This window comes from Nocardia sp. NPDC056564 (assembly GCF_042793755.1).
Lineage (GTDB): Bacteria > Actinomycetota > Actinomycetes > Mycobacteriales > Mycobacteriaceae > Nocardia.
On sequence record NZ_JBHTUR010000010.1, the window covers coordinates 279583 to 294234 of the forward strand.

The 14652-nt window shown below is 68.4% G+C and carries 14 protein-coding genes; 5 read left to right on the forward strand and 9 right to left on the reverse strand.

What is annotated here, in order from left to right; genetic code table 11:
* Nucleotides 1–46 precede the first annotated feature (46 nt).
* From ACFQ9K_RS25200 to ACFQ9K_RS25220, 5 genes are all read left to right on the forward strand, one after another.
* On the forward strand, nt 47–430 hold the full coding sequence (locus ACFQ9K_RS25200; RefSeq protein WP_378724523.1) for a nitroreductase family deazaflavin-dependent oxidoreductase: 384 nt from the start codon (nt 47–49) through the stop codon (nt 428–430).
* Nucleotides 431–524: 94 nt separating this feature from the next.
* Complete coding sequence (locus ACFQ9K_RS25205) at nt 525–905, forward strand: VOC family protein (protein ID WP_378724526.1); 381 nt, start codon at nt 525–527, stop codon at nt 903–905.
* Between the two features lie 105 nt (nt 906–1010).
* On the forward strand, nt 1011–1352 hold the full coding sequence (locus ACFQ9K_RS25210; RefSeq protein WP_378724528.1) for an ArsR/SmtB family transcription factor: 342 nt from the start codon (nt 1011–1013) through the stop codon (nt 1350–1352).
* Nucleotides 1349–1798 carry an SRPBCC domain-containing protein gene (locus ACFQ9K_RS25215; protein ID WP_378724530.1) on the forward strand — a complete coding sequence of 150 codons (450 nt, stop codon included), beginning with the start codon at nt 1349–1351 and terminating at the stop codon, nt 1796–1798. The genes ACFQ9K_RS25210 and ACFQ9K_RS25215 overlap by 4 nt, the downstream gene beginning before the upstream one ends.
* A gap of 32 nt (nt 1799–1830) precedes the next feature.
* Nucleotides 1831–2061 carry a hypothetical protein gene (locus ACFQ9K_RS25220; protein WP_378724532.1) on the forward strand — a complete coding sequence of 77 codons (231 nt, stop codon included), beginning with the start codon at nt 1831–1833 and terminating at the stop codon, nt 2059–2061.
* A gap of 56 nt (nt 2062–2117) precedes the next feature.
* Here ACFQ9K_RS25220 and yidC read toward each other — a convergent pair whose 3' ends face one another.
* The 9 genes from yidC to ACFQ9K_RS25265 form a co-directional block, all read right to left on the reverse strand.
* Nucleotides 2118–3221 carry a membrane protein insertase YidC gene (yidC, locus tag ACFQ9K_RS25225; protein ID WP_378722262.1) on the reverse strand — a complete coding sequence of 368 codons (1104 nt, stop codon included), beginning with the start codon at nt 3219–3221 and terminating at the stop codon, nt 2118–2120.
* Between the two features lie 93 nt (nt 3222–3314).
* On the reverse strand, nt 3315–3614 hold the full coding sequence (locus tag ACFQ9K_RS25230) for a DUF6412 domain-containing protein (protein WP_378722261.1): 300 nt from the start codon (nt 3612–3614) through the stop codon (nt 3315–3317).
* 83 nt (nt 3615–3697) lie between these two features.
* Entirely contained in the window at nt 3698–4489 is a 792-nt protein-coding gene (locus ACFQ9K_RS25235; RefSeq protein ID WP_378722260.1) for a helix-turn-helix domain-containing protein, read from the reverse strand.
* A gap of 197 nt (nt 4490–4686) precedes the next feature.
* On the reverse strand, nt 4687–6066 hold the full coding sequence (locus tag ACFQ9K_RS25240) for a condensation domain-containing protein (protein WP_378983680.1): 1380 nt from the start codon (nt 6064–6066) through the stop codon (nt 4687–4689).
* Complete coding sequence (locus ACFQ9K_RS25245; protein ID WP_378722258.1) at nt 6066–7520, reverse strand: condensation domain-containing protein; 1455 nt, start codon at nt 7518–7520, stop codon at nt 6066–6068. The genes ACFQ9K_RS25240 and ACFQ9K_RS25245 overlap by 1 nt, the downstream gene beginning before the upstream one ends.
* Nucleotides 7514–8959: a condensation domain-containing protein gene (locus ACFQ9K_RS25250; RefSeq protein ID WP_378722257.1), complete on the reverse strand. Its 1446-nt coding sequence runs from the start codon at nt 8957–8959 to the stop codon at nt 7514–7516. Before ACFQ9K_RS25250 ends, ACFQ9K_RS25245 begins: the two co-directional genes overlap by 7 nt.
* A 439-nt stretch (nt 8960–9398) precedes the next feature.
* Nucleotides 9399–11456 carry a CocE/NonD family hydrolase gene (locus tag ACFQ9K_RS25255; protein ID WP_378722256.1) on the reverse strand — a complete coding sequence of 686 codons (2058 nt, stop codon included), beginning with the start codon at nt 11454–11456 and terminating at the stop codon, nt 9399–9401.
* 139 nt (nt 11457–11595) lie between these two features.
* On the reverse strand, nt 11596–12768 hold the full coding sequence (locus ACFQ9K_RS25260) for a PucR family transcriptional regulator (protein WP_378722255.1): 1173 nt from the start codon (nt 12766–12768) through the stop codon (nt 11596–11598).
* Between the two features lie 19 nt (nt 12769–12787).
* Entirely contained in the window at nt 12788–14593 is a 1806-nt protein-coding gene (locus ACFQ9K_RS25265; protein ID WP_378722254.1) for an AMP-dependent synthetase/ligase, read from the reverse strand.
* Nucleotides 14594–14652 lie beyond the last annotated feature (59 nt).

Sequence of the window (14652 nt, forward strand, 5' to 3'; positions counted from 1 at the left end):
AGAGTAGCGTTAGGTGCGCTCGCAGACTCGAGAGAGGACCGCGCCGATGGTGCTTCCCCGCGCACTGGCGAAATTCAACCGGCATGCCACCAATCGTGCGGCGGGCCTGCTCGCCGGCCGCGCCCCCGGCTTCGCCCTCGTGCAGCACCGGGGTCGAAAGTCCGGCCGCGAGTACCGAACTCCGGTCGCGGTATTCCACCGCGACGGCGTCTACCGCATCGCCCTGACCTACGGACGCGACGTCGACTGGGTCAAAAACATCAGCGCGGCAGGCGATTTCACCCTGCACACGCGCGGCAGAGCCATCCACCTCACGAACCCCACTGTCCGGCAAGACCCTTCGGCCCAATGGGCCCCCGCCCCGGTCCGCCCCTGGCTGAAGGCACTGTCCGCCGAGTACTACGTCGAAGCGCGTCCCGCGGCCGGATAGCGAATCGCCACCGAACTCGCCGGCCGTGATCTCGGCTCCTGCCGCCTATCAGCAAGGTTGACAGGTAGGAAAAATCCTACCTATAGTCGGTGGTATGACGATCAATCAGATCAACACCATTACGGCTTTTGTGTCTGACCAGGACAGAGCCAAGGAGTTCTATGGGTCGGTGCTCGGGTTTGCCGTGCGGGCCGATCGGGTGGTGGGGGACAATCGGTGGCTCGAGGTGGCGCCGGGGGCGGCGGGGACGTCGATCGTGTTGCACAGGCCGTTTCCGGGGGCGAGTGCGGGTGGGCTGGCCGGGGTGATTCTGGGTAGCGACGATGTGGATGGTGCCGTTGCCCGGCTGCGGGCTGCGGGGGCGGAGGTCGACGGGCCGAACGAGTTGCCGTGGGGGCGGCAGGCCACGTTCACCGATCCGGACGGCAATTCCTTTGTGCTGCAAGCGCCTCCGGCGCAGGACTGGCAGCAGTAGCCCCGTGGTCGCGGCCGCGGCGGGGCGCCTCGGTATTGTCGGCGGTGCCGCGCCGGCCGCGTGTGTCCTGTTCCGCCGGTGCTGATCGATATTCGGAAAGCGAACATGCCGCAGCGAACCAAAGCCGGCGCGATCGACCTGTTGTTCGGCGCGCTGGCCAACCCGACCCGCCGGGACATCCTGGACGGACTGCTCGACGGCGAGCAGACCGTGCAGGCCATCGCCGAACGCTTCGACATGGCCCGGCCCAGCGTGTCCGAGCATCTGAAGGTGCTGCGCGACTGCGGGCTGGTCACCGAGGAGCGGCAGGGGCGGTTCCGCTACTACCGGCTCGCGGCGGACCCGCTGCTCGCGCTGCGCGACTGGCTCAACCCGTATGAGCGGTACTGGCGCGACAGCTTGACCGAGCTCGGCAAGGTACTCGACGAGATGGACGACGGGACATGACCATGAGCGACGACCTGACCGCGGTCGAGGTCGACCAGTTCTACCCGCATCCGCCGGCGAAGGTGTGGCGGGCGCTGACCACCCCCGAGCTGATGAGCCGCTGGCTGATGGAGCCGGAGGGCTTCGAGCCGGTGCTCGGCTGTCGATTCAGCATGCGCGCCAAGCCGATTCCCGCGGTGAACTTCTCCGGCGAGGTCGCCTGCGAGGTGCTGGAGGTGATCGAGGCCGAGCGCTTGCAGATCAGTTGGGCGGACGCCACCGCGGCGAACCCCGCCGACTGGCGGATCACCTGGAGTCTGCGTCCGGAGGGGCGCGGCACCCGAGTATTACTGCGGCACAGCGGATTCGATCCGGACGATCCGATGCAGCAGCTGTCCCGCCGGATGATGGGCGGCGGCTGGCCGACCGTCGCGCGCAACCTGGGCAAGGCGCTCGACGCGCTGTGACCGGGTCGGCGCGGGAGAAACGGGAGGGAATCATGGTGAAGAAAGCTGCGGCAATGGGTTTCGTGATGCTCGCGGCGAGCGGCCTCGCCACGCTGAGCGCGGCGGGTCCGGCGACGGCCGCCGCGCCGCAGACCCAGGTGTACCCCGGGCTGTCGATGAGCGAATGCCTGAAGCTCACCGAGGACGCGCGCCGCACGGGCGCGGTCACGGCCCAGTGCCTGCCGGACGGTTCGAACAAGAAGGCCGTCATCGCCTACCGGTAGCCGATGGCCGGGGCGGGACCGCGTCGTCGGTCCCGCCCCGAGCGCGGCTCAGTGCCTCATCGACGCCGGGCCGGCTTGGCGCCGGGCTTCGGCGCGGACCTCGCGTGCGCCGACTTCGCCCTGGACTTCGGTGTCGACCGGGTGCGATCGGGGGTCGGCACCGACTCCGCGTGCACCACCTCGGCGCCGGGTTTCGGCACCGATTGCGCGTGCACCACCTTGGCGCCGGGCTTCGGCGCGGACTGTGCACGGACCGGTTTGGCGCCGGGCTTGGGCGTCGATGGCGCTCGGTTGGGTTTGGCTCCCGGCTTGGGCGCCGACTCGGCTCGGGCCGCCGCGATCCGCGTCGCCTCGGCCGCGGCCTCGGCGTCGAGGCGGTGGTACACGACGTGCTGTTGGGCCAGTGTCCACGCGTTGTTCGTCACGAAGTAAAGCAGGATCGCCACCGGCACCAGCGCGCCGCCGATCAGCGCGAACGCGGGGAAGGCCCACAGGCTCAGCGGGCGCATCAGCGGAATCTGGGTGGTTTCCTGCCGGTTCAGCGACGCCCGCGCGGTGAAATGCGTTGCGACAGCGGCGATCAGCATCAACGGGACGGCCACGACGGCCACCGTTGCCAGGAGATCGCCCGCTCCGCCGAGGATGGCCGAGAGCGGGGCGCCGAACAGCTTCGCGTGCAGGAACGACTGCACGTCGGCGGCGCTGAACACGTAGTTGGGCGTCGCGGCGTTCTGCTCCGGCGTCATCGGGGTCGAGGTGGCCTGGAACGGCAGGTGGCTGAGGCCCGCGGTGCGATCGAACGAGCGCAACACATGGAACAACCCGATGAATACGAAAACCTGACCGATCATCGGAATCAGTGTCGCGAAGCTATTGATGCCGTTCTCTTTGTACAGCTTCTGCATTTCTTTCGCTTGTAGCGCGCGATCATTCTTGTATTTTTGTTTCAGTCTAGAAACATCGGGTTGCAATTTTTTGACAATTGCTTGGGTGCGCGCTTGTTTCAGGAAAGGTACAAAAAGGACGGCGCGGAGGGTGAGTACCAGAAATATCACCGCGAGCACCCAGGCGAGACCGCTGGCGGGTCCGAAGGCGGCGGCGAAGAGGTAGTGCCAGACCCAGAGAATGGCGGACACCGGGTAATAGACGAAGTCGAGCATGGACAAGCACCTGACTGTGGGCGTGCGTGCGCGCACGAGAACGGACGGGGTCGACGACAACGCCGACGACGCCCCGCGGTGCGGGGGCGGTCGTCAGGCGGTCGCGAACCCTGGTGCTCGTGGGCGCGGACGCCCCGGGGTGTCCGGATTGCTCTGGCGCAGGAACGAGCCACGCCGGCGCCGCTGCGCGGACGGTGGCGGCCCGGAACCGACCTGGACCAGCGGCAGCGCCGCGGCGGTGTGCAGGGTGGCCAGCGCGACGAACAGCGACGCCGCGACCACACCGACCACGGCCACCGAGCCGGGCTCACCCGCCGGTATCGCGAAGAGAACGAGCGCGGGCAGCACGAATGCGACAACCGCATACGCCATCAGCCGAGCCCGCGAGATCATCTCCCGAGCATACTGGCTCCACGCACGACAGTGCCCCGCCATCCCGGCGAATACCGGGACGACGGGGCAGTCGAGGAGTCAGCTCAGAGGCTGATGTCCCAGTCCACGTCGCGGCTCATCATCGACGGCGGCAACCCGAACGTGCGCCGGCACGTCCTGGTCAGATGCGAGCTGTCCGCGAAACCGGCCGAGTCGGACGCGGTGTCGACGTCGTCACCGGCCATGACGCCGTTCATCGCGATGTAGAGCCGCAGCCAGAGGATGTAGCGGCGCAACGGAATCCCGACCTGTTCGGTGAACAGATGGGTCAGCCGGGTCGCCGAGATCCCCAGCTGCCGCGCCACATCCGAGCCGCGGACCGACCCGTCCTTGACCATGTCGGGCAGCAGCTGCAAGGCCGCGGTCACCACGCCGTGCCGGTCGTCGAGGCCGATGGTCGCGTTGTCCCGCAGCAGATCCGAGAGCACGTCGGCCACGTGCCCGGCCAGCCTGCCGTGCGCGGGATCGACGTTCAGCCCCTGCACCCAGCCGTGCAGGTGTGCCCGCCGGTCGGCGGCCGCACCGGCGATGGTCTCCGGGTCCAGGTAGATCGCGACGCCGTGCCTGGCCCCGGCGCAGACCCGGTGTGGCGCGTCGGTGGGGATGAGGATGTGCGTGCCCTGCTGCCGCACCCCGCTGCCGTCCACCACGGAGATGGGGGTACAGGCGGCCATGATCTGCACGGCGTGATGGGCGTGTAGTTCCGTCGGTAGGATTTCGCCCTCGAACGCCAGAATGCCGGGCCGTAGTAGCGCAGTGCCCCGCCACTGTCCCGGTTCGGTGGCTTCGGCGTCCGATGACGTCGAGAAGTCGTTGCTGACCAGAGCCTTCATCATCGGACGCTCCCGGCTTTCACGAGGGAGTCCCTCGCTGGATCCTGTGCTGAGACTATCGGGTTCGGCTCCCCGGCCGTCGTAGTTTGTCGATCGCCGGAGCTCGAACGGGTCGTTCGTTCCGCGACCCGGCACCCACGTCGTCGCGGGTGCCGGGCCGACGAGTCGAGCCGGGTTGACGCTGGGCGAGTACCTGGCCGTCATACCCGGACCGAGATCGCGGCGGACAGGGTCGCGGCGACCTTGTCGAGGAACTCACCGATCAGCCGCCCGGAGGTGGCGGTGGCGGGAAAACGGGTGCGCAGCGCGAGCCCGTCGTCGGTGCGGGTGAACCACAACTGCACGTCGTCGAGCGGGGCGCTGCGACTGAGCTGGGCCGGATTCCGGGGCACCGTGCGGGTCGTGTCGCTGCGCGATCCGCCGGGTAGCCGCCGGTAGTCGGTGTAGGAGACGCTGAACAGATCCTGCCTGGTCCGGCGCAGGTCGCTGCCCATCGCGGCGAGTACGCGGCTGGCCGGGACCTGCGCCAGCCGCTGCCCAGACCGGACCGCGTCGTCGGCCGACTGCGCGGTCGCGCAGAAGTCGTGCGCCACCGGCACATGCGCAGGCGCGTTCGACACCAGCCAGCCGAAGGTGTTGTGGTGCCGCGGTTCCCGCCTGGTGTGGACCGGGAACACCAGGTCGATCCCGGTGCGCCCGCCGAGCTCGGCCGCGGCCATCGCGACCGCGGCCAGCAGCGCCGCGAACATCGAGTACCCGTCGGCCCGCGACTTGCGATGCAGCGCGTCGGTGGCCATCGCGCCGAGCAGCAGCCGCACATCGCTGCCGAACGGCGCCAGCGTCCCGGCCGGGACGCCGAGATCGAGCGGGAAGTGCGGCAGGTCGTTGCCCGCGGCGTGCAGGAAGTCCCGCCACGAACGGATCAGCGGGCCGGTGGCCGCCGCCGGAATAGCGGCCTCCCTGGTCGAATAGGACAGGAAGCTGCCCGGCTCGGGCAGCCGGCCCGCGGCCGCGACGGCAGCGTCGTGACCGTCCTCGCAGGCCGCCCGGTAGAGCTCGTCCAGTTCCGCCACCGCGATGGTGATCGACCAGGCGTCACACACCGCGTGATCGAATCCGCAGACCACGGTGGAGGTTTCCGGCCTGCTGATCGCGCCGAGGAAGTACGGCGCGAAGCTGAACGGCGAGCACGCCTGATCGAGCCTGCCGCCGAGGACGGTGCGCAGGTCCTCGGTGGTCGCGGTCTCGACGGCGGCCTGCGGGACCAGCCGGATATCGCTGTCCACCACCACGTGCACCGACGCCGGCTTGCCGTCGGCCGGCGGCTCGAAGCTGCAGTGCAGCGCGTCGTGGCGGGGCAGCCACACCGAAAAGGCCGTCTGCAAGGCGGATTCGTCGATCGGGCCGGCCACGTCGAAGGTCGCGGCGAGCCAGGTGGTCGGCCCGCCCGAGGACAGATGGATCGCCTGGTTGGAGGACGGGGGTGTGGCATCGGGCGTCGGTCCCGGCTCCGCGACCGCGGCCCATTCGAGCAGGGTGCCCGGTGGTGCATTCAGTTGGTCGAGAAAAAGCAACTGCATCATGACCTCGCGAGAGCTGGTGCGGTGACCGCGAAATCACCGGTTTCGGCGATGGCGCGCAAGACGGTGCGGATCTGTCCGAGATAGTCGGCGGCCGACTTGTGCGCGACCGGCGTGTCCGGGTACATCATCGTGACGTGCAGCCGCTCCAGCTCGCGGTTGAACCAGATGGGCGAGGTCTGCCCGATCTTGCTGCGCGAGCCGAGGCCGTTGATCCCGGAGACGCCGGGCATGGCCGCCTCCAGGGCCGGGCCGGACACCGCGCGCATGTCCAGGTAGGACACCCACGGCCAGTCCGTCGTGACCGGCAGCGGCGATCCGGTGAGCGCGGCCGCCCGGTCGAGCGCGGCGTGGATCGGCACGTTCGCCAGCGGCTTGGTCCAGTCCAGGGCCACACCGGCGCGGCCGATCAGCTCGGTGAACCGGTGCGCCCCGTCGAGCTCGAACGCGATCGGCATCAGGTTGATGAACCAGCCCTGGGCGAGCTGATACTGCGGCTCGCTTCGGGTGCCGACCACATTCATGCCCAGGTAGCTGGTCCGGCCCGCGAATTCGAGCTCAGCGAGGGCCACCGCGGCGTACAACCCCGCGGAGAACGATCCGCCCGCGTTCTTGCAGGCCGCGGCGAACGCGTCGATCTCGGCCGCGTCCAGCATGTCCACCTTGGTGCCGTAGCTGTCGGCGACCGCGCCGGGTTCGAGGCCGAGTTCGATCGGCAGCGGACGAACCTGATGCCCCTTCTCGGCGAGCAGTCCGGCCAGCTGCTCAAGCTCGGGCGGCTGGGCGGCGACCGCGGCCCGCTCGGTCCTGGCGAACTCGACGTAGCTGCCGACCGGCGGCAGCACCGGCTCCTGGCCGGTGCTGAACGCCGTGTAGAGCGCGTGGAATTCGTAGGTGGAGGTGAGCACCGACATGCCGTCGGTGAACGCGTGGTCCGCGCTGTAGACGATGGTGAATCCGTCCGCGCCGTGGTCGATCGCGCAGCAGACGATCGCGGGCCAGCGCGTCGGATTCGCGTTGGCCTTGAACTTCGCGACCAAGGTGTCGCGCAGCTCGCCGCTGTCGGTGAAGGTGGCGAGGGTGTGCGTTTCCAGGTCCACCGCCGCCGGGTCGAGCAGGTACCTGGTCAGCGCGAACCCGCCGTCGGACTCGTCGATCCGGAACCACGAGCGCAGCGTCTCGTGGCGCTGCAGGAACGCGATGTAGGTCCGGCGCAGCGCCTCCGGGTCGAGCGGTCGCGCGACGGTGAAGCAGAACGACAGCTCGGAGGCGAGCGGGTCGTTGGTCTGCCTGCGCGCCGACCAGCGGCGGATGTGCGACTCCTGCAGATAGGTCGCGGGAATGTCGGAGGGCGCGGTGGTCTCGGTGGCCGCCTGGCTCGCCGCGGTGGTGGTGAACTCGAGTAGCACGCCGGGTTTCGGCTGCCAGTGCTCGGTGAGGGTCATCTCTACCATGACAGCGGCGCTCCTTCGATCGGACGGATTCGGGCATCGCCGTAGCGGGTCAGCTCGGCGAGCAGGTCGCGCATGCGCAGCACATGGCGGTGGACATCGCGGGTCGCCTTGGTGGTGCCCGGATAACGCATGTTCAGGGTCACGCCCAAGGGGGTGCGGGCGATCCAGAAGTAGAACTCGTTGGTCGAGACGTTGCTGCTGCGCAGGCAGCAGGTGCCGGTCTCGGTCCAGGTCGCCGCGCAGGGTGCGGAGCGGATATCCATGTAGGACACCATGAACGAGATGCTCGGCTGGGCGCCGAGCAGTTCGCACACCCTGGCGAACGGCACCGTCGCCGCGCCGTTGGTGCGGCGCAGTTCCTCGCCCGCCGGGCGGATCAGCTCGGCGAGCGTGCGCGCCGCGCCGCAGTCGAGCTGGAACGGGGCGAGCCCGACGAACCAGCCGAGGGTCTCGGCCCACTGCGGGTCGGACCGGGTGTGCAGCGGGATCACGGTGCGGAAATCGCGGCCCGCGCCGAGTTCGGTGGTGGTCACCGCGAACGCGGCGAGCAACAGGGCGAACAGTCCCTGACCGTGCTCGCGCGCGATCCGGGCGGCGGCGTCGGCGGCGTCGGCGTCGAGCACCTCGACGGACAGGGTGCGTTGCGGCGCCCGGCGGGGCGTCTCGGCGGTGTCGACCAGGTCGATCGGCGCCGCCGCGACCCGGCTGAGGGTGCCGGCCGGACGGTCGCTGTAGGTGTCTTCCAGGAAGAACGTCCGCCAGGTGTCGACGGCGGGATGATCGGCGGTGGTCGCCGCGGCGCGGATGCGTTCGTCCTGGCTGAAGTCGACGTAACTGCCGGTGTCGCGCAGCTGCGCGGGTTCACCGGAGCGGGCGGCGTTGTACAGCGCCAGCAGCTCACCGCTGGTGGAGACGCTGGAGTAGCCGTCCATGATCGAGTGATCGGCGGCGAAGATGACGGTGACGCCGGCCCGGCCCGCGATGGTCACACAGACGTAGGACGGCCACCGCAGCGGTGACGTTCCGTCGTCCAGCAGGCTGTTGACCAGGCGATAGGTCGCCATCGTCGAGGTCGGCGCGCCCGCGTCGACCGGTTGTACCCGGATCTCACCGGGCGGCAGGGTGTATCTGGCCGGCTGGCCGCCCTCGATGGCGACATGCGAGCGCAGTCCCTCGTGCCGGTCGATCCAGGCGTCCAGTGCGGTCCGCCAGGCTTGCGGGTCGAGCGGTCCGTCGATCCGGAACGCGTGACCGAGCCAGTAGTGGCGGCGGTCCCGTATTCGACTGTGTTCCACCGCATCTCGAAGATGATGCTCGTGATTATAGGAAACGGCGCGAGTATCTCGCGGCCAGTCGGCCCAGTGCGAAGTGGCAGTCGGGAGCCACTCGATCACTCGGCCGCTCGGCAGCGGATAATCGGCCAGTTCGATGAATTCCATGACACACCTTCAGCTGCCCATCGGCGATCCCCCGAGCGGTAAGGGAATTGCCGATCCGAATAGTGACAAGAATTTCGGCCTGCATCCGAGAACTTTGTCCGAACGGTCCCGGGACGTCATCGTCGGACCGGAACGAGACAAACTGTAGAAGAAATTCTCGATGAATGTGACGGTGAGCCTGATCACCGGTATTTGCCCCGCAATCGCGGACAACGGCGTTGCGAACGGCGCAATGGGCGGTCCCGACGCCACTGCCAGCGAGGATGTGAAACGCTTAATGTTCAGGTAGCTGATAGATTGCTGGACAATGTGTCTCAATGCACCTGGAATTCATCCCAGGTTTCCATAATCTTTACAGCTCCCGCACCTGAAGGGGGGCTAAACGTGACCTGGGACGCATCCGGGCCGGGCGGTTCCGGCCTCGGGCGCGTCCGGTGTCTCAGCCGCCGAACGCCGAGGCCGGCGCGAGCGGGACGATCAGGCTGGACGGCCGGGCCGCGTCCCGGTGCAACTGCTGGGACGAACCGAGCAAACGCGGCAAATCGGTCGGAATGGGCATAGTGGATGGGAAGGTGCCGCTGGTGATCCGCAGGCGCAGCGCGTGTCCGGGCTCCAGGCGGTAGAAGGTCGGGCGGATCTTGATGGCCAGCTCGGTCACCTCGCCGGGGGTGAGCAGCCGCTCGGCGTCCTCGCGGATCACGTGCTCCGGCGCGTAGATCGTGCCATCCGTTGTGCGCCAAGTCTTTTCGTCATTCAACGTGCGCTGGCTGGCCAGCTGCGACCCGCCGGTGATGTTGACCGCCGAACCGTCCGGCGCGACGTCGTCGAGCCACACCTGGAAGGCGGCATCGTTGCTGGTCGAGGACGCATACAGGGTGACGCTGCCCGGCCCGGCCAGCACCGTCGGCTCGGTGACCGGGTCCATCGTGTAGCGCAGGCCCGCGATCGGTTCCCGCACCCACTCCGTGCACGGGTTGTACGCGTTGAACAGGCGGAACAGGAAATCGAACAGCCCCGCGCTGTACTGGCCGAGGCTCTGCCGGTTACAGATGGTGTCGATCCCGGTGTAGTCCAGGCGATCCGACGCGTCCGCGACCGTCGGCGGCCGCGCGACCAGCCGATCGCCGTCGAAGTATCGCTGCTGCACCGCGGCCTGTTCGAACGGGTAGCGCGCGGTGGCGACCGCCATGTTGTTCGGGTCGATCACGTGCAGCGGGGTGTCGGTCCGGTCGATGCCGTTCGGAATGTCCTTGAGCCAGCGGTCGAACCAGGCCAGCGTGATCATGTCGGTGTCCATCCGCGACCCGGGCCCGAAGCCCAGCCCGACGTGATACCACGGACCCATCAGCAGCTGGAACCGTCCGTCGGTGGCCTGCCCCGGCGCCATCGGGGCGAACTGGTCCTTGCCCGCCGCGAGGTTCTGCAACTGGGAGTAGTTGCGCCACGGGCCTTCCTGATACAGATCCCACAGGCCGCCGACCTGGTACATGGCGATGCCGTTGTCGACCACCCGGTTCAGGTCGGTCTCGAACCGGCGGTCCTGCCAGAACTTGCCGTCGTAGGCCAGCGGTCCGCCGCCATACGCCTCGATCAGTAACTTGATCGTGCTGTCTGAGGAGACAGCCGCCTGCAGATGGTCGACCAAGGTCTTGATGAACATCTGGGGCGAGACCACCGCGCTGATGAACGGGCCGATCAGGCTCAGGTACGGCACCAGCACCGAGATGGCGGTGAGCAGGATCGGGCTCATCATGCCGTCGTGGCCGAGCACCTCGTTGAAGATGTTGTTCGGCATGGCCATCGGCACGATCGCCTTCAGCGGCGAACCGGGGGATACGGATTCGGCCGTGCGCAGCGCGGACAGCGCGGGGAACGAGTACCCGTACATGCCGACCTTGCCGTTGGCGCCGGGCAGCTTCGCCGCCCATTCGACCAGCTGGGCGCCGTCCAGGCCGTCCTGTTGAGACGCGGGATTCCACGCGCCGGTCGACCCGCCGGTGCCGCGCACGTCCGCGATCACCTCGATGTAGCCGCGCCGCACCAGCATGTCCTGAGCGCTGGTGGCCTGGTTGATGATGCGGCGCGCGTCCTTCAGCTGATCCGGCAGCGCGATGTGCAGCGTATCGATCACGCTGGTCACCGCGGCGGCGAGCGCGCTCGACACCGCGCCGTAGGTGGTGAAGTTGACGACGACCGGGAACTCGCCCGCGGCGCGTTGTCCGGTGGCGGGGTCGGTCGGGTAGCGCACCTCGGTCTGCAACTGGGTGCCGTCGGAGAGCGGAACGATATGTCCCAGTTCGTAAGCGATGCCGTAGCGCTCGGGCGTCGGCTGGTAGCCGGCGGGCAGGCCGAAGTTGGCCGGTGCGTTGGGAACTGGGCCAGCGGTAGGTACCGCGTTTGCCGCGGCGGCGAGCTGAAGGATCAGACCGACGGCGGTGACGGCGGCGGCAACCGGCAGAGCGCGGCGGAATGTCCGCGCCCGGAACGCAATTCTCAACTACCTGAACCTTTGCTGGGCAGACTTCATCGTCGCTACACAGCACAACGCATAAGCGTGGTGCCGCAACACCGGCAATTCCGAAGGGGATTCGCCGTGTCTTTGGAAAAGTGCCTAAAAGTTGTGTCGCCGCAGCGGATTACGGCGCGAACGCGGCGGATTCGAGCCGCCTGGCCAGCCGCGCGGCGGACAGGGTCATCGCGTCCGCCGGGCGATGCGGGTCGAGTCCGGTCAGCTCGTGTACCCGAGAAAGGCGGTAGGTCACCGTATTCCGGTGCACATTGAGCTGTCGCGCCGTCGCCAGCTGATTGAAACCGCTGTCGACGAACACCTCCAGGGTCTCCGCCAGCATCGGCTGCGCATCGAGCGGGGCGAGCACCGACGCGAGTCCAGGCCGGGCCGCGTCGCTCACCGCGACCGTGTATTCGAACTGCAAATCCTTTCGGCGGCACAGGATTTCCCGCCGGGAGAGGCAGCGACCCAGTTCGGCGAGCACGCGCGCCTCGGCGTACATGGCCGGGATCGCGTCCTTGCTGCGCGCCGCGCCGACACCCACCCAGTACGGCGGCGGTTCGGCCGGTTCCTGCGCGGGCAGCCGGGAGGTGAGCGCGGACAACGTGGCCGCACCGTCGTCGCCGGCCTGCAGCGGGATCAGTGCGGTCCAGCCGCCCGCGTCGAGCCGCAGGAACACCCCGGGGATCGCCTCCACCCGGTGCCGCAGCGCCGACGCGGGCCCGCCCCTGGTGCCGCACAGGCGGAACACCGCGACCAGGAAGGCGTCGGCCACCGGGATCACCGGATCGTTGGCCCACTCCACCGGGTCGCGGCCGGTGAGCAGCGCGTCGGCGATGCCGCGCCTGCGTTCCAGGAGTTCCCAGCGCGGGTCGTGCACGCGCTGGGTGGCCGCGGTGGCGATCCGCGAGGTGATCAGCGTGACGTACTTGAGCAGCATGAGCGAGGCGTCGAAGAGCAGCTCGCGCTCGGCCGGGGTGGCCGAGGCGCGCAGCCGCTCCCAGATGAACGCCGCGCCGAATCGGTAGCGCTCCAGCACCTCCGGCAGCGGGGTGCCGTCGCGCAACCGGTCCATCGCCAGCTCGACGAGTTCCCTGGTGTCCTCCTCCGCGGGTTCCTCGCCCCGGACGAGGTAGTCGAAGAACAGGTCGACGTTGAGCTTGGTGCCCCGGGCGAAGTCGGTCTCCACCATCGACTGCGGCAGCCGCTGGTACGGCGGCAGCGCGGCGTAGAACGCTTCGAGCATCGACGCGGTCCGCCGATGGAGATCGTCGAACACCCGAGTCCGCGATGGCATCATGCTGTTCTTCTTCCCGGACCTAAGTCGAATACAAGGCTTCGATGGTATCTGTGTAGCCGCTGGAGATGGGCTTTCGCTTGAGTTTGCCAGTAGCGGTCAGGTAGTCGCTGCCGTTCTCCCAGACCTCGGGAAGCACGATGTACTTCCTGATCTGCTCGACCCTGGACAGTTTGCTGTTCGCGGCGGCGATGCCCTGCTCGACGGCGGTCAAGATGTCCGGATCCTTGGCCAGCTCGGCGACGGTCTTGCCCGGCAGGTTGTGCCGCTGCGCGTAGGCGGCGGCCAGGTCCGGATCGAGCACCAGCAGCGCGGTGTTGAACGGGCGCTGCTCGCCGATGACCACCACCGTGCCGATCAGCGAGCAGTTGTCGGTGACCGTGTTCTCGATGTTGGCCGGCGACATGTTCTTGCCCGACGCGTTGATGATCAGCTCTTTCTTGCGATCGACGATCGAGAGGTAGCCGTCGCTGTCGATGCTGCCGATGTCGCCGGTGTGCAGCCAGCCGTCGCCGTCGATCGTCTCGGCGGTCTTGGCCGGGTCGTCGCGGTAGCCGCGCATCACCATCTTGCCCCGGATCAGCACCTCGCCGTCGTCGGCGAGCTTGATCTCGGCGCCGGGGATCGGGGTGCCGACCGTGCCGATCTTCACCCGCTCCGGCGGGTTGAGCGTGGCGCCCGCCGTGCACTCGCTCATGCCGTAGCCCTCGCACAGCGGAATGCCGAGGCCGAGGAAGAATTCGTGCACCTCCGGCGGGATCGCGTTCGAGCCGGTGACCGCGACGCGGACCCGATCGAGGCCGAGACCGCTGCGAATCGAGGCGAGCACCAGCCGGTCGGCGAGCGCGTACTGGATCCGGTCGAGCGCGCCGAGGGCGTGGCCGTCGGAGGTGGCGCGGGCCTTCTTCCGGCCGACGCCGATCGCCCAGTCGATCAGGCGGCGTTTGACCGGCGACTCGGTGGCGAAGCGTTCCTCCAGTGCGCCTTTGACTTTCACCCACACCCGGGGGACGCCGAGGAACACGGTCGGGTGCACCTCGGCCAAAGCCGTTGCGACCTGCTTGAAGTCGGGCACCGTGGTGATCTGGCAACCCTCGAGGATGGTCAGGTAGTGCGCGAACCAGCGGTTGGCCGCGTGCGCGTCGGGCAGGTAGGAGATCACCCGGTCGTCCGGGCCGCCGCCGCCGAATGTGTCCAGCACGCGGGCATTTTCGATGAAGTTGGTGTGGGTGAGCTCCACCCCCTTGGGTGGGCCGGTGGTGCCGGAGGTGTAGACGATGGTGAGCAGATCGTCGGGCTGCACCTTGCGCCAGGTGGCGTCGAAATCGAAGCCGCCCGCGGTGGCCCGTTCGACGTCGGACAGGGCGATGGCGCCCTCGGGGGCCTCGTCCACGCAGATCACGTGCTCGACCACGATGCCCTGCTCCGCGGCCTTGGCGACGGCCTCCAGGATCTTCGGCGCGAACTGCTTCTCGCAGACGACCGCCTTGTTGCGCGCGTTGCCGAACTGATAGACCAGCAGGTCGACCGGGTTGGTGTTGTACACCGAGAACGGCGTCGCGCCCGCGTGCAGGATCGCGGTATCGCAGAGGTGGAACTCCGGGCGGTTGGTCAGCATGATCGCGACCGTGTCGCCGGATTCGATGCCGAGCGCGGCCAGCCCCGTCGCGATGGCCCGCACCCGCTCGCCGTACTCACGCCAGGTGATCGAGACGGCCCCGCCGAGCGTGCGCAGCGCGACCGCGTCCGGGTACTTCGCGACGTTTGACTGGAACGCCGCACATAGCGTGTCCGGGCGGGCGGCCGCCGGGACTGTCGATGAAACCAAGAACCTAACCTCTGCTAGCGAAGGGCCGAGGTCATGCCCGCTCGTGTGGGGACGGGGAT